A 14,176-nucleotide genomic window follows, 5' to 3' on the forward strand; every position below is an offset into this window, starting at 1 on the left:
CTGTGCCGGAGTGCCAGTCTCGCCCGTGTGAGGGTCGACCCGGTCACCATCGCTCACCTGGGCAGTGCTTGATTGACTGCCACGGCGTGCATCACTTCTTGTTGTAGAGCTCATTGGGGTCCATCAGCGGGGCGCTGGTGATGCGCGCTTGCTGGTCCTCCAGTCCCACGTAGAAGCAGCTACGACGTCCGGTGTGACAGGCAGGTCCGGTCTGATCGACCTGAAGCAGCAGGGTGTCGCCATCGCAATCCAGCGAAGCGCTTCTCAAATGCTGCTGTTGCCCGGAGGTCTCTCCCTTGCGCCACAGTTTGCTGCGCGAGCGTGAGTAATAGCACACGCGCCCGGTGCTCAGGGTTTCCTGCAGGGCTTCGCGGTTCATCCACGCCATCATCAGCACTTCGCCGCTATCGTGCTGCTGGGCAATGGCAGGCAGCAGCCCGTCCCCATTGAAACGCACGTGGTTCAGCACCTCTTCGAGGGAGTGGCAGCTGTCCTTGGGTTCGCTCTCGAGGCGTTTCATGAAATCGCTCATGGGGCTCCGTTGTCGGTGGAATGGGTAGAGGTTCCGTTGTGGGCTGAGCTGTCGTCGCCGCGGGATTGGCACTGCTGGCACAGGCCATGAAGCTCGATGGTCTGACGCTGTACCTTGAAGCCCAAGGATCGAGCCCGTGCGGACAACTCCTCATTGATATCGTCCAGATGCAGTTCTTCCACGAGCCCGCACTGACGGCAGATCAGCAGTTGAAAGCGATGAGCATGCTCAGGACACGGGCATGCCACATAGGCATTGGAAGACTCGATGCGGTGGACCAGCCCCTGTTCGATCAGAAACTCCAGAGCACGATAGACCGTCGGCGGCCGCGCGGCCGCATGGTCCTTGGCCAGCCGGTCCAGAAGATCATAAGCCTTCAGTCCACCGCAGGCGTCGGCGATAAGCTCGAGCACGCGGCGACGAATCGGCGTGAAGCGTACACCACGTCGGGCGCAGTGTTCTTCAGCCTGTTGCAGCAGGGCGGTATCGGTCATGGGGGCCTAAAAATGCAAATCCAGATGTCAGTCTACCTGCTGGCTCAGGTGCGAGCCAGCAAGCAGGCGGGTCAGATGGCTTCGGCGGGGCTGTCCTGCAGCTCTCCTTGGCGAGCAAAATGGTGCTGGGCGAAGGCGACCCGTTCGGCTGCATTGCGCGACGTTGTCTGTGCCTCGATCAGGTCAAGGCGACGACGCAACCCCTCACCGTTGGCCATCTGAATGGCCAGGCCTGGTCTCGCGTTGAGCTCAAGCAGCATCGGCCCGCGATCTCGGTCGAGCACCATATCGGTACCCAAGTAGCCAAGCCCGGTCATTTCAAAGCAGCCGGAGGCCAGTTCCAGCAAGGTGGTCCAGCCGGCGATTTGAAGGCTGGCCAGCTCGTGCCCGGTGTCGGGATGGTCTGTGCGCGCGCGGTCAAACTGGACGCCGCGAACAGCTCGTCCGCTGGCGATATCGATGCCGACACCCACTGCCCCCTGGTGGAGGTTAGCCTTACCATCAGAAGCAGCAGTGGACAGGCGCATCATCGCCATGACGGGATATCCCTGAAACACAATGACGCGAATATCCGGCACACCTTCATAGGTGTAAGCCGCGAAGGAAGTGTCGAAGTTGATCAGCGCCTCGACCAGCGCCACATCGGGTGCGCCGCCGAGGGAGTAAAGACCGGAGAGGATGTTCGAGACGTGCCTCTCGATGTCCTCGATATCGAGCTCGGCGCCGCTTGGCTTGATGAAATGCCGGCCTTCGACACGTTCGATCACCAGGATGCCCTTGCCGCCGCTGCCCTTGGCCGGCTTGATGACGAAGCCATTATGGCCCGCCAGCATGTCGCCAATCCGCTTGACGCCGAACTGGGTAGACACCGTGCCGATCAACTCGGGGGTGGTGATGCCATACTCCTGAGCGAGCAGTTTGGTCTTGAGCTTGTCGTCCACCAGGGGGTAAAGCTTGCGGCTATTGTATCGGCCGATATACCGGATGTTGCGCCGGTTCATACCGATTATACCCTTGGCCCTCAGCTTGCCTGGGCTGGTCCAATCACGCATGAATCAGTCCTCCGTCACCGGCTTGAAGCGCCGGAGTTCGAGCAGGCGATAGCCGGTGTAGTTGCCCAGCAGCAGGATGAAGGCCATCAGGATCAGCTGCAGCCCGAGGAAGTTGAAGGTGATGTGGCGAATCCAGGGATTGTTCATGGCCAGGTAAGCCAGCACCGCTGTCAGCAGACTGCCACCACCCTGAATCAGTACCTGCTTGGGGCCTTCTTCCTCCCACAGGATGGACATTCTTTCGATGGTCCAGGACAGAATGATCATCGGGAAGAAGGTGATCGTGAGACCGGCATTAAGCCCGAATCGATAGGACAAGACCGTGAAGATGGAGATGATGGCGATGACCGTTATGATCACCGCCGTCACCCTCGCCACCAGCAATAGATTCAGGTGCGACAGGTAGCTACGAATCACCAGGCCTACCGCTACCACCAGCAGGAAGCCAATCAGGCCGGTCAGCAGGGATGTCTGGATAAAGGCCAGGGCAATCAGCACGGGCATGAAGGTGCCCGAGGTCTTGATTCCCACCAGTACCCGCAGCAGCACCACCACCAGAGCGCCGATGGGAATCAGCAGGATGGTCTGGAACAGCGCCTGTTCTTCCAACGGCAGGCTGTGGATCGAGAAGTTGAGCAGGGTGTCGCTATCTTCCGCCAGCTGGCTTCTTACCGCTGCCGCAGCGGGCTGATTGCGGACGAGCATGGAGAAGGAAATCCGCGAGTCGCTGCCGCCTTCCACTTCCAGAACAGCGTTGCCGGCGCTTTCCCACATCAGCAGGTTGTCGGGTTTGCCCTGTTCACCGGTGGCAGGGTTGAACAGGGCGCGCTGGTCACCGTCGTAGACTTCGATCCAGGAAGTCAGACTCTGGCGGCGGCGTCCGCTCTCGAGCATCAGGCCGTTGACTTCACGCGCGGCAACTCCCGCCTGGTTGAGCAAGCGGACGGCGAGGGGGACACGATCAAACTGAGTCAGCAGCAGACGGGCGTTCTCGCCCTGACGGTTGTCTGCAAATTCGCTCAGCAGTTCCCGGGCGAAGGTGAAGGCATCCGAGGAGCGGTCCCAGGCACGGTCGATGACCTGCTGGGCGGCAGTATCGTAGGGCCGTTGCCACGCCACATCGCTGACGGGCGGGGGCGGAGGCGGCTCTGATGCCTTGCGTCCGCCTTCGGTCACCAGGACCTGGGCCGTGTAATAGAGACGCTGGTCACCGCTGGCTTCACGGGTGGACCATTCCGCACGGCGCGCGCCATCCTGCTGCAGGAAAGCAAGCCCGTAGCCCGGGGACGCGGTGTGTTCAGTCAGCACCCGGAAACCCGGTTGGGAGGAGGGCAGAGCCATGTCCACCTTGGCCGGCTTGCCATCGCCATCAAAGGTGACCTGAGCCTCAATTTCCCAGACCTGGCGCTGTTCACCCGGGGTCCATGGCACCTCGAATTCCACGTGGCGATGGATGCTTGTAGCGATGCCGACCACCATCAGCAGGGCGACGATCAGATAAAAGGGCAATCTGGACATGGGTCTTCCTTAAACGGGAGCGAAAGGCCAGCCAGCTGAGGGCTGGCACACAGCGTTCGGTCAGGGCTGTTCCTGATCATCACGATCGGCCGCTTCTTCATCAGCGGCTTCGCTGGCGGATTCCCCTCCTGGGAATTCGGGGCGGTCGTGCAGGTAGTGGCGAGCCACATCAATAACGGCAATGTCGAGCAGGAATCGCCGCCCAAGCAGCACCGGGTAGCTCAGGTGGGTACGGTCATTGAGGGTGAACTCAACTTGTTCACGAATGGGACCAAGGGTCATCAGCAGGCTGACCACCGGACGACTTTCCTCACCATTGGCCTGAACGATGGTGACATTGCGCTTGACCGGTGCTTCGATCCACTTGTCTCGCACCGACTCGACCACAGAGTCCTTGTCGTTCAGCCCAAGCTTGAAACGAACCCACTCATCACCATCTCGTTCGAAGGTGGTGACATCGGTGGCGGACAGCGACGAGGTGTTGGCCCCGGAGTCGATTCTCGCCTTCAGATACGTGCCGACATTGGGCAAACCGACCCACTCGCTGCGCCCGAGCAGCTCCTTGTTGTCGATGCCAGACTCGGTAGAGGCCTCACACTGGGCAACCTGAACATTGGCCTGTGAGGTGTCTCGGTCCAATGCCTCAAGGTCACTGCGGACGCCGCGTAGCAGACTGCCGACTTCACGGATATCGGCGGTCATGCGCAGGTCCTGGGCGCGCTGGGCGCTCAGCACATCCTCGGTAATGTTGCACTGGCCGGCCAGGCGGGTTTCCAGCCGCTGCATTTCAGCGTGAAATTCTGCCGGCGTAAGAGGCTCGGGGGGCGGTTGTGTATCGACCGGTGCCAGAGCACAGCCTCCCAGCATGACAGCGGCGGCCAGAGGAATCATACAGGTCGGTCGAAGAGGCATGACGCTAGCGTCCTTGTATCGGCATCGGCAAAAAGGTTTGGCTGACGGCCTGCGCCGCTAATGACGCATCCGAATGAACCAAATTGAAGGGATGATAAGGAGCGATGCCTGCGCTGTCCATGCTGGCACATGGGCGAAAGGAGGATTCAAGTCCCGCTGGGTGCGTGGTTGGTGAAGGCGAGACGCACTGGCGGCGTCGCGGGAAGGTCGCAGGAGCGAAGTCCGTGCGTCATATCCAGCCCAGCACGGGCGTCCTCGCACCATGGAAGTGAACATAGCTACCGACCAAGCCGTCAGCAACGCTCGCTATATCAGCACTCTATGGTAAATATTGTGCCAATTGTCGGTTTCAGCTCTCGTTCAGAACCAGGATCACTGAGCGATATTCGCGCTGTCTTGTCGGCTCAGTGATGCCGGGTTCATACTCAATTGGCTTCTACAGCACTGTCAGGCCCCTTCATGCCGAGGAAACCATCCTGGTGTGGTGCGGATGATGTGCCATAACTTATTGGGGATTGCATTCCTGGCAGGGTCTTGTGACATATCCATGGCCTTGCGGATGTGGAATTCGTCGCCTGCCTTGGCCAGCTCCACCCAATCCGGAGTGACGGCCAGCCCTCTGCCCACAGCCACCAGGGGCAGACCCAGTGCCAAAGCATCGCGCGCCTGCTGTGCCGTATAGATCTCTCCTGCAGCGAGCAACGGCACTCGGTCGGCCACGCGGTCGATAATGATCTCCGCGTTGGTTCTGCCACCGCTGACGCTATCCTGGGGTGTACTCGACAGCACCTTCTTTAGGGAGACATGCAGATAGTCGACTTGTTCTTCTACCAGCTGATCCATGAGTGCACAGGCATCGGTGATGCGTAAGGCTCCTTCATCCGCTTCCTCGGGAGAGAATCGGTAGCCGAGTAAAAAAGGGCGCTGTGCGTGTAAGGATATGACGCGCTTAACCTCCCGTACGACTTCCAATGGAAACCGCATACGGTTTTCCAGCGAGCCGCCCCATTCGTCGTTACGCTGGTTGAACCGCGGCGAAAAAAAGTTCTGGATAAGAAACCCGTGCGCGCCATGCAACTCAATACCATCGAAGCCGGCGTCGATGGCTCGCCGTGTGGCTTCTCCAAAGGCGCGAATGACCTCCCGGATTTCTTCATGGTCGAGTGCACGGCTACTGATGTCTCCTGAATTGAAGGGCCCAGGCGTGGCCCGCCCTGCGCTGGCACTGACCAGATCGCCGTCCGGGATCAAATGAGGCACCGCCTTGTTGCCCGCGTGGAAGATCTGTAGAACGGCGTGTGCGCCGCCACTCTTGGCCGCGTCTGCAAGCCTGCGCAGACTGGGGATGAAACGGTCGTCATACGCCGCAAATTCGTCAGTAAAGCCTATGCCGCTTCTTTGCACATGGGTACAGCCCGTGATCACCATGCCCACGCCCTGAGCTCGGGCACGGTACCAGGCCAGCTCCTGATCGGAGATGGTCTCGTCGTCGTTGGACGACCAGGTGGTCATGGGTGCCATCACCACTCGGTTGCGCAGCGTCACGCCTCTGGCGAAGGAAAAGGAACGGAACAGGGTATCGGTAGAAGACATTCTCGTTAACTCACTTGATGTTTTAAAACCACTCATCGTCGATGGCCTGGAGCATCTCTTCGGGCGGTAGCTGTTGCGTCATGCGCCCGCGCAGTACAGAGCGGTGTTCGAAGGACGCTGCGCCGTGCTCCATCACCTTGGCCCTGAACGCAGCGATCTGGTCGTCCCCGAAGTTGCTGTTGAAGGTGTTGAATAACACAACATGTTGGCCATCGAAGCGGTGGTGTTCGACGAAGGCCCAGATCGGCGGCGCAGGGCTATAGAACCACACGGGTGAGCCGAGCCAGACGGTGGAAAATGGCCTGAGGTCAATGGTGCTCGGGCTTATGTCGGGCAGGTTGCCGGGATCGTTGCGGCGCGCCTTGGCGTCCCAGGCTGAATGGCCCAAACCCCTCAGCCCTAGCTCGTATTCCGGCACTTCAAGAGCGTAGATGTTGGCATCGAGCCGTTTGGCCACCTGGCGTGCGGCCAGCGCTGTGTTACCCGAGCGTGAGAAATACACCACGGCAGTGCTCGTCAGCTTGGGTTCCACTGGTGCGGTGTAAGGCACCATGGTGCTCACCTGCCGTGCCTGGTGGCTTTCGATGCTGGTGACGCCCACAAAGAAGCCCAGCACCGCCAGGCCCACCATAGAGAAGATCATGAGACCCCACTGAAAGAAGATCATGCCTTAGAAGTCTGTCGTATTGGTCAGGTGCTCGAACCCGCGCATTTCCTCGATACGCGCGATAAGAGAGGGCATCACGTAGTCCATCGCATCGTTGCCGATCAACAGCTGCCTTGGCGGGTTGTCCAAGGCCACCAGTTGCATGACGACCTGGGCCAACTTGACCGGGTCGCCTTGTTGCTGGCCATCTGCCGCAGCCAAGTCCCGACTACTGCCGTATGGCTTGTAGTCGGCGATCGGGTTTTCGCCATGGATGGCGGAGCGGTCGTTCAAGAACTCTGTACGGAAGAATCCCGGCTCGATGGCCGTGACCTGGATGCCCAGCGGTGCCACTTCATCCGCTAGGGCCAGCGTCATACCTTCTACGGCGAACTTTGATGCTGAATAAAACGTGGCGTTGGCGGTCGCCTTGACGCCTGCAATCGATGAGGTGTTGAGGATGCGGCCGCTCTGCTGTGCCCGCATCACAGGCAGTACGGCTCGCAAGACATTAGCCATTCCGAAGACGTTGGTGGCAAACTGCGCTTCAATCTGTGCTGCGGTGGCTTCCTCGAAGCGGCCCAGCAAGCAAAACCCTGCGTTGTTGACCAGCACATCTATGCGGCCAAAGTGGTGCATGGTGGTATCCACGGCGGCCTCAGCCTGTGCCTCGCTAGTGACATCCAATTCCAGCAGTTTGATACGGTCCCGTGGGGCGTCGGCGAATACCTCAAGCAGTTTATCCAACGTGCGTCCGGTAGCAGCAACCTTATCGCCTTGCTGCAAGGCGGCTTTGACAATTTCGACGCCCATGCCGCGGGTGGCGCCGGTGACGAACCAGGTACGGCTCATGATGTGTCCCCTTTACTAGATGGAAAAACCCGATGGGAAGTGTTCGTTAGCGCAGACCATCGCAAAAGCCGCCGGCGGCAAACGTGAGAGCACAACAGATCGCCCGGCGTGCACATCCTTCCCCTACGCTCTCGACCATGGCGCCGATACAAGCCTTCATCGGAGGGAAGGGTGATGATGGTTGGCGCCCGTTGGGATTACATGAAGTAGGGCTTGTCGCCGTCGGTATGAGCCTTGTTAACGCCCAGGTTGGCGGCGACGTGACGTGCTGGCGAGTCGATGACCTTTACGATCAGGTCCGCCACGCTATTGCGTGACACCACGGTGCCCTTGAACGGCTCGTCTCTGTCGGTCAGCTCGTAGTCCACCTCGTCCTCATCCGTCAGCCAGGCGGGACGCAGAATGGTGTAATCCAGTCCCGAGGACTCGATAGCATCGGCGGCACGGCGGAAGGGCTTCAGGTCTTCACCGATGATGGCGTTGTTCCATTCGCCGAACTTGCCGGGCACCTCGTCATAAATACCTAGCGCCAGTACAAAAACCAGCCGTCTGACGCCTGTGGCCTGCATGGCGGCGATGACACTCTGGGCCTGTCTGTCCAGGTCTTCGCCGGTAAGGTTGGCATAGACAATATCCTGGCCAGCCATGGCGCTTTTCAGCAGCTTCTTGTCCAGTACGTTGCCGATGACGACCTTGGCGTTGGCGGGCTCGTTGCCCGTGAGTTTTCTGGGATCGCGCAGCAGCAGTGTCTGGCTGATGTTCTGTTCGTTGGCCAATGCCTTGACCACCCATTTGGAGATCTGGCCGTTGGCGCCAAGGATGAGGACGTTTTGCATGATGGGTTTCCTGTTTCGGGTTCAATTGCTGAAGGTAAGGTTCGAAGCCCAGCCATGCTCAGGTGTCGGCGAAGCGTGGCCGTTTCCATGCCTGGAGCCCTGCAAGCCACGCGCGCGGAGGAGAAGGAGAAGAAGGGCCCCGCCGCATGAGGCTCGCGCGGCGGGGCTGGGGCGAGACGGCGCAGACGCTTATTCGCCAGCCACGTGCTGCTTAAGGAACGGCAGCATCTGCTCCATCGCCAGCGCAACCGGTTCGGCCTGGTCGTAGAGGTCGTAATGCGACCAGCCCTGCAGCGACACCAGTTGGCGGTCTTTCGAGGCGGTGGCGCGGCCATATGCCTCCATTCCGTCGCAATAGGCACCGAATGCACCCGCCTTCTGGCCGATCACAACCATCATCGGCTGGTTCATCAGGGTCTCCGAAAAGTTGAAGGCGTCCCAGGCCAGCGTCTGCTGAGCGTGGCTGAACAGCATCCGAGTCCAACCGCCAGGCTGCTGCCCGCGCGGGGTCTTGTAATAGTCGGTGGCCTCGAACACGTCGATCTCGGTCAGCCCTGCTGCGGTGGCCGCCTCGGGGCTGGCGGGCAGAAGTTCGTTGACTTGCAATTCACCACCAAGGGCTTCCTTGGTGCGCTGCGCGGCCATGGCATCCAGCGCGCCCAGCGGGTTGTATTGGCTGAAGCCCTCGCGGAACAGGCGGCCGATATTGACCGGCGTGATGCCCACTACGGCTTTGATCCGCTTTTCTGTCAGCGTGGCGTTGAGGATGTAGCCGCCGCCTCCGCAAATGCCGATGCCGCCGATGCGCTCCGCATCGACGTAAGGCAGCGTCACCGCATAGTCGATGACATGGCTGACATCCGCGACACGCTGCGACGGGCTTTCGATCCAACGCGGTGCGCCGCCGGACTCACCCTGGTAACTGGCGTCAAAGGCGATGACAACAAAGCCCTGTTCGGCCAACGCCTTGCCGTACACCGCGCTGGAGGTCTGCTCCTTGCAGCTGCCGAAGGGGTGCACGCTGATAATTGTCGGGTACTTCTTGTTTCGGTCGAAGCCGGGCGGTGTCAGGATCAGGGTGGCGATGTCCCATGCCATGTCTGGGTTCCTGAAGGTCACGCGCTCAGTGGTTGTCGATCGTGCTGTCATGGTTGCCTGCTCCGGTTCAGAGGCATGGATTTACTTCAGCCTGGCCGTGAAGAACGGGGCCAGTTGCGACACGGCCTCATCTACGTACCGGGGTACGTCGTACAGCGACATGTGATTGGCACCCTCGACGACGTGCATCTGCTTGTCCTGGCTGGCGGCACGTACCAGCAGGTCGTCGCTCATCCACTTGCTGCCGGCTACACTGCCAGCCACGGCCAGGATCGGCTGGGTCAGGAAAGCCTCGGCCTTGTGGTAGGCGTCGTAGGTGATGATCTGGTTGAGGTTGCGGGTCAGCGCGAAGCCGGGGGCGTTCGGATGCTCGCTGCGCGGGGTGTGGTAATACTCCCAGGCTTCGCGCAGCTCGGCGTTGGGCGCGTCTTCTTCCTTCATCGGGGCTAGCGGGATGGTGGCGTATTCGTTCGCGCTCGCGTCGCTGCTGCGCGCGTTGGAGCCGAATTCCAGCAGGCTTACAGCGTCGGCATCCTCGACGGTATTTTCCCAGCCGTTACGGAACATCTGGCCGATGTTCACGGCGCTGACCATTCCCAGCGCTTTGATACGGCGGTCGTTGATGGCGGCGTTGGCGCTGTAGCCCGCGCCGGCGCAGATGCCCATGGCGCCGATCTTGTCCTGATCCACATAGGGCAGTGTGGTCAGGTAGTCAATCACGGCGCTCACGTCTTCGGTGCTGATATAGGGATTTTCCAACTGGCGTGGCTCACCGGTGCTTTCTCCCTGGTAGGAGCGGTCGAAGGCAATGGTGATGAGGCCATTTTCGGCCAGCTTGCGGGCATACAGGCCGGCGGTCTGCTCCTTTACGCCGCCACCAGGGTGCGAGACCACTACGGCTGCATAGGTCTTGCCCTCATCAAAGTCGGCGGGGTAGTAAGTGTTAGCAGCGAGAGTGATGCCTTGGCCGTTGAGGGTCGGGATACTGACGTTTTTCATGGTGAGGCTCCTATCGGGATCATCAGGTGTGTACCGCTCAATACCGACAAGATTAGGAGCTCTACTGTTTTTGATAAACGGCTCTATAATGACATGACTGTTAAGTCATGGTTACCAATATGCCCTTGGATCCCACGCAATACCCGGGACTGGTGTGGTTCTTCCACATTGCCCGCCATCGCAGCTTCACCAAGGCCGCCACCGAGATGGAAGTGTCGCGTGCCGCGCTGTCCCAGCAGCTCAAGACTCTGGAGCAGCAGCTGAACGTTCGCCTGTTGAATCGAACCACTAGGAACATGTCATTGACTGAAGAAGGGCAGCGACTTTATGACTCGCTGAAGCCAGCTCTGGGGTCCATTGAGCGGGCCGTCTCAGAAGTGGGCGAGGCCCAGGCGGAGCCGTCGGGGGTCATCCGGATCAATACATCCCGGGTCGCGTCCCGACTGTTGCTGGAACCTCGAATGGACGAATTTCTCGCTCGCTACCCAAAGTTGCGCCTGGAGCTCGTCATGAACGATGGCTTTTCCAACATCGTCTCCGAAGGGATGGATGCCGGATTGCGTCTCGGGGAGAGCTTGGATGAGCATATGGTGGCTGTGCCGGTGACGCCGCCGATCGAGATGGCCATCGTTGCCTCTCCCGAGTACATCAAGCGGCATGGTATCCCGACGACGCCAGCCGATCTCGTCCAGCACAACTGTCTGGGTTATCGATTCGCGTCAAGCGGTGCGATCGATCGTTGGGGCTTTACCTCACCAGAGCCAGACGGGCGAAGCCTGGTGTTTGAACCCAAAGGAAACGTGATCTTCAATGATGACGACAGCATGTTGAATGCTGCAGTTAGAGGGGTCGGCTTGGTGAAGCACCTGGATCTGTGCGTCCGTCAGCAGCTGTCGGACGGAACCTTGGTTCGGGTACTGCAGCCGTGGTGTCAGCCTTTTTCCGGGTTCTATCTGTACGTGCCATCGCGAGCGCACATGCCTGCCAAGATCCGAGCACTGATTGATTTCCTGGTAGACCAGCGATCGAGCTTCGAGCGGAAGTGATCGCGTGCAAAGAATCTCTTGGCATTGATTCCTGATGAAGGACGGGCCAGGGTAGGGCTCAGTGCTGTGTCGCCATTTGCAGGCCATTCGCTGGCTTAAAGGCGATGCCTGAGCTCAAGGTATGCCACCAGTCCTGGTATCTCTGGATCAAGCGTTTTCGGGTCAGGGCTATCCAGGTCGATGCTTTGCACATCTCCCTTTACACTGCTTATTTAACATAATATAGATTATGCGAACTGCCATGGTACATGGCTCACTGATGGCGGTCCCACCCGTTATTCCCTATATTTGCTGTACGACACCTCTACAAGGATCTTTGCAATGTACAGTAAAATCCGATGGGTCCCCGGGCTGGCCGTGCTTCTGATATTGGTGAGTTGCGCCAATGTCGACGTCGCACGCTACGCTGGAACGACGCCGCGGCTCGATATCGCCGAGTACTTCGACGGCCAGACGCGAGCCTGGGGCATGGTCCAAGACTACGGCGGCGAGGTGCAGCGACGCTTCACCGTCGACATTGAAGGTCGCGTCGACGGCGATACCCTGACCCTGGATGAGCGATTCACCTACGCGGACGGTGAAACCGACCGTCGGGTGTGGACCTTCGAGCGAGGTGACGGTGGACGCTGGCAAGGCCGTGCCAGCGACGTCGAGGGCGTTGTCATGGCACGTCAGGCGGGTCACGCCTTCCACATGCGCTACCCACTCGAGGTTCGTGTCGGCGAGCGGGACATCACCTTCACCATGGATGACTGGATGTACCTGCAGCCAGACGGTCGACTGATCAATCGCACCACCATGTCAAAGTTCGGTGTGACGCTCGGTGAAGTCACCCTGGTGTTCGAGCGTACTCCCTAACCCTCCTACTTTTTTTCCTTGAACTGCTGGTAGGTCTCGCGGGCGCGCTCCAGATGTCGTGCCATGGCGGCTCTAGCAGCATCAGGCTGGCGTGACAGGATCGCGTCAAGCACGTCCTGATGCTCCGCCTCCACGCGCTTTAGATAGGTCACGCTGGATTCGGCATTGACTTCGCTGGACGCGAGTTTCGAGCGCGGAATGGCGCTCAGATCCAGCTGTTCCAGCGCCTGGGGGAAAAACGGGTTGTGCGTCGCCTGAGCGATGGCATGGTGAAAGTCGAAATCCTCGTTGCGTGCCTGACTGTGCTGTTGGCGCGCCTTGACGAAGGCTTGGTGAGATTCTTTAAGCCGATCGACATCCGCCAGCTCATGGCGCTCGGCGGCCAATGCCGCCGCCGCAGGCTCAAGGTTCAAGCGCAGTTCAAGCACGTGCAGGATATCTTCTACGGTGGTCGGCCTGATGCGCTTCGCTGGCATGGCTTCTGCGGGCGCCTGGCGAATAACGGTGGTGCCAACCCCACGCCTGGCCTCGACCAGGCCCAGGGACTTCAGATGGGCCACCGCTTCACGGATCACCGTGCGGCTGACGCCAAAGGAGTCGCACAGACCGCTCTCCGTGGGCAGTTTTTCCCCTACAGAGATGGTGCCAGCGGTGATCAACCCCTCCAGTTGGTCGGCCACATTCATGGAAAGGCTGCCCTCACGGGTCAGCTTCTTGACGTTGAGCGGTACCGGTTCCGTTCGGGGTACAGGCTTGGCTGCCATGGTCGATTCCTCTTCAGTGCGCATGCAGGACGCACGTCTTTCCGCAAAGCGTCATTGTAACAGGGTGTTGACGGCGGGTCTTTTAGGCGATCACCGCCGACATTCCTCATTACTTGGTACAGGGTCGCCCGCCTTGGCGATGCGCCACTGTGCCCATTGGTTCAATCATCCGGGTGGCCCTGGGCGGTAAATTTGCCGCCCTGAAAGCGCACGGCAGGGTCGTTCGGGTCCAGGCGCCCTTCCCTTGCCTCCGTCTGGGCTCTCCAGGGCTCCGAGCTGTCCTTGGGTACCCAGCCCAAGAATCCCGCCTCGCGGTTGTCCCACCATTGCTCGGCGTTGTTGGATGCGCCATACACCACGGTATAACCGAGCTTGGGTGCAACGAAGGCGCGCTCCAATAATGCCACGAAGTCGTCGACGCTCATCCAGGTCGCCAGCATTCGAGTGTCGGCCGGTTCTGGAAAGCAGGAGCCGATCCGCACGGCGAGGGTTTCCACCCCGAATTTGTCAAAATACAGACTGGCCAGGTCCTCGCCGAAGCACTTTGACACCCCATACAAAGAGTCCGGTTTGTGCGGAACCCGGGCATCCAGACGTTCGGTGCGTGGATAGAAGCCGATGGCATGATTGGAGCTGGCGAAGACAATGCGCGAGCACTGCTGCTGCCGAGCCGCCTCGTAGAGATGATAGGTACCCATGATGTTGGCGGGCAGAATCTCCTGCCAGGAGCGCTCTACCGAAACGCCACCGAGGTGAAGAATGCCGTCGCAGCCGTCGACCAGGCGCATGACCGCAGCACCATCAGCGAGGTCTGCCCGCACGACCTCCTCGTTATCTGCCGTTGACCCGCCTGGTAGTTCCGCCACGTCGGACAGCCGAACGTGGCGAGCAAGACGGCCCAGGTGCGGTCGCAGGGCCTGGCCCAGTCCACCCGCTGCGCCGGTTACCAGTAGTCGATTCAGCATGTCAGTCTCCT

The 14,176-nt window shown here is 59.9% G+C and carries 15 protein-coding genes; 2 read left to right on the top strand and 13 right to left on the bottom strand.

The window, feature by feature from the left end; all coding sequences use genetic code 11:
* Positions 1–91: 91 nt before the first annotated feature.
* The 11 genes from hisI to KUV41_RS10175 all read right to left on the bottom strand — a co-directional run bounded on the left by hisI (position 92) and on the right by KUV41_RS10175 (position 10,532).
* The gene (gene hisI / locus KUV41_RS10125) at positions 92–532 is read right to left on the bottom strand and encodes a phosphoribosyl-AMP cyclohydrolase (RefSeq protein ID WP_206938761.1); all 441 of its coding nucleotides are present in this window, start codon (positions 530–532) and stop codon (positions 92–94) included.
* Complete coding sequence (locus tag KUV41_RS10130) at positions 529–1,026, bottom strand: transcriptional repressor (RefSeq protein ID WP_206938751.1); 498 nt, start codon at positions 1,024–1,026, stop codon at positions 529–531. Before KUV41_RS10130 ends, hisI begins: the two co-directional genes overlap by 4 nt.
* 71 nt (positions 1,027–1,097) lie before the next feature.
* A complete protein-coding gene (locus KUV41_RS10135) occupies positions 1,098–2,078 on the bottom strand; it encodes an alpha-L-glutamate ligase-like protein (RefSeq protein ID WP_222485939.1) in 981 nt (326 codons plus the stop codon).
* Between the two features lie 3 nt (positions 2,079–2,081).
* On the bottom strand, positions 2,082–3,596 hold the full coding sequence (locus tag KUV41_RS10140) for an inactive transglutaminase family protein (protein ID WP_206938748.1): 1,515 nt from the start codon (positions 3,594–3,596) through the stop codon (positions 2,082–2,084).
* Positions 3,597–3,656: 60 nt separating this feature from the next.
* Positions 3,657–4,508, bottom strand: a complete 852-nt coding sequence (locus tag KUV41_RS10145; RefSeq protein ID WP_206938746.1) for an ATP-dependent zinc protease — start codon at positions 4,506–4,508, stop codon at positions 3,657–3,659.
* Between the two features lie 447 nt (positions 4,509–4,955).
* A complete protein-coding gene (locus KUV41_RS10150; protein ID WP_222485941.1) occupies positions 4,956–6,101 on the bottom strand; it encodes an NADH-dependent flavin oxidoreductase in 1,146 nt (381 codons plus the stop codon).
* A 22-nt stretch (positions 6,102–6,123) separates the two neighbouring features.
* The gene (locus KUV41_RS10155) at positions 6,124–6,744 is read right to left on the bottom strand and encodes a flavodoxin family protein (RefSeq protein WP_222485943.1); all 621 of its coding nucleotides are present in this window, start codon (positions 6,742–6,744) and stop codon (positions 6,124–6,126) included.
* 27 nt (positions 6,745–6,771) lie between these two features.
* A complete protein-coding gene (locus KUV41_RS10160) occupies positions 6,772–7,599 on the bottom strand; it encodes an SDR family NAD(P)-dependent oxidoreductase (protein ID WP_222485944.1) in 828 nt (275 codons plus the stop codon).
* A gap of 197 nt (positions 7,600–7,796) precedes the next feature.
* Positions 7,797–8,435, bottom strand: a complete 639-nt coding sequence (locus KUV41_RS10165) for an SDR family oxidoreductase (RefSeq protein WP_222485946.1) — start codon at positions 8,433–8,435, stop codon at positions 7,797–7,799.
* A 189-nt stretch (positions 8,436–8,624) separates the two neighbouring features.
* Positions 8,625–9,533, bottom strand: coding sequence for an alpha/beta hydrolase (locus tag KUV41_RS10170; RefSeq protein WP_222485948.1), 909 nt, complete (start codon positions 9,531–9,533; stop codon positions 8,625–8,627).
* A gap of 81 nt (positions 9,534–9,614) precedes the next feature.
* The gene (locus KUV41_RS10175; RefSeq protein WP_222483261.1) at positions 9,615–10,532 is read right to left on the bottom strand and encodes an alpha/beta hydrolase; all 918 of its coding nucleotides are present in this window, start codon (positions 10,530–10,532) and stop codon (positions 9,615–9,617) included.
* 107 nt (positions 10,533–10,639) lie between these two features.
* On the opposite strand from KUV41_RS10175, the gene KUV41_RS10180 reads away from it, so the two are divergent.
* Together KUV41_RS10180 and KUV41_RS10185 are read left to right on the top strand one after the other, a co-directional pair.
* Complete coding sequence (locus KUV41_RS10180) at positions 10,640–11,578, top strand: LysR family transcriptional regulator (protein ID WP_222483260.1); 939 nt, start codon at positions 10,640–10,642, stop codon at positions 11,576–11,578.
* A 321-nt stretch (positions 11,579–11,899) separates the two neighbouring features.
* A complete protein-coding gene (locus KUV41_RS10185) occupies positions 11,900–12,436 on the top strand; it encodes a DUF3833 domain-containing protein (protein ID WP_222485950.1) in 537 nt (178 codons plus the stop codon).
* Between the two features lie 5 nt (positions 12,437–12,441).
* On the opposite strand, the gene KUV41_RS10190 is transcribed toward KUV41_RS10185, so the two are convergent.
* Together KUV41_RS10190 and KUV41_RS10195 are read right to left on the bottom strand one after the other, a co-directional pair.
* Positions 12,442–13,200, bottom strand: coding sequence for a FadR/GntR family transcriptional regulator (locus tag KUV41_RS10190; protein ID WP_206938736.1), 759 nt, complete (start codon positions 13,198–13,200; stop codon positions 12,442–12,444).
* 161 nt (positions 13,201–13,361) lie between these two features.
* On the bottom strand, positions 13,362–14,165 hold the full coding sequence (locus KUV41_RS10195; protein ID WP_206938735.1) for an NAD-dependent epimerase/dehydratase family protein: 804 nt from the start codon (positions 14,163–14,165) through the stop codon (positions 13,362–13,364).
* Positions 14,166–14,176: the final 11 nt, after the last annotated feature.

The organism is Halomonas sp. DP8Y7-1 (genome assembly GCF_019801685.1).
Taxonomy (GTDB): domain Bacteria; phylum Pseudomonadota; class Gammaproteobacteria; order Pseudomonadales; family Halomonadaceae; genus Halomonas; species Halomonas litopenaei_A.

Bases quoted from the DNA above. Each gene is read 5' to 3' on its own strand.
- KUV41_RS10185 (WP_222485950.1), top strand. From the start codon at position 11,900: ATGTACAGTAAAATCCGATGGGTCCCCGGGCTGGCCGTGCTTCTGATA.
- KUV41_RS10155 (WP_222485943.1), bottom strand. From the start codon at position 6,744: ATGATCTTCTCTATGGTGGGCCTGGCGGTGCTGGGCTTCTTTGTGGGC.
- hisI (WP_206938761.1), bottom strand. From the start codon at position 532: ATGAGCGATTTCATGAAACGCCTCGAGAGCGAACCCAAGGACAGCTGC.
- KUV41_RS10195 (WP_206938735.1), bottom strand. From the start codon at position 14,165: ATGCTGAATCGACTACTGGTAACCGGCGCAGCGGGTGGACTGGGCCAG.
- KUV41_RS10145 (WP_206938746.1), bottom strand. From the start codon at position 4,508: ATGCCTCTTCGACCGACCTGTATGATTCCTCTGGCCGCCGCTGTCATG.
- KUV41_RS10175 (WP_222483261.1), bottom strand. From the start codon at position 10,532: ATGAAAAACGTCAGTATCCCGACCCTCAACGGCCAAGGCATCACTCTC.
- KUV41_RS10165 (WP_222485946.1), bottom strand. From the start codon at position 8,435: ATGCAAAACGTCCTCATCCTTGGCGCCAACGGCCAGATCTCCAAATGG.
- KUV41_RS10135 (WP_222485939.1), bottom strand. From the start codon at position 2,078: ATGCGTGATTGGACCAGCCCAGGCAAGCTGAGGGCCAAGGGTATAATC.
- KUV41_RS10140 (WP_206938748.1), bottom strand. From the start codon at position 3,596: ATGTCCAGATTGCCCTTTTATCTGATCGTCGCCCTGCTGATGGTGGTC.
- KUV41_RS10150 (WP_222485941.1), bottom strand. From the start codon at position 6,101: ATGTCTTCTACCGATACCCTGTTCCGTTCCTTTTCCTTCGCCAGAGGC.
- KUV41_RS10190 (WP_206938736.1), bottom strand. From the start codon at position 13,200: ATGGCAGCCAAGCCTGTACCCCGAACGGAACCGGTACCGCTCAACGTC.
- KUV41_RS10160 (WP_222485944.1), bottom strand. From the start codon at position 7,599: ATGAGCCGTACCTGGTTCGTCACCGGCGCCACCCGCGGCATGGGCGTC.
- KUV41_RS10130 (WP_206938751.1), bottom strand. From the start codon at position 1,026: ATGACCGATACCGCCCTGCTGCAACAGGCTGAAGAACACTGCGCCCGA.
- KUV41_RS10180 (WP_222483260.1), top strand. From the start codon at position 10,640: ATGGTTACCAATATGCCCTTGGATCCCACGCAATACCCGGGACTGGTG.
- KUV41_RS10170 (WP_222485948.1), bottom strand. From the start codon at position 9,533: ATGGCATGGGACATCGCCACCCTGATCCTGACACCGCCCGGCTTCGAC.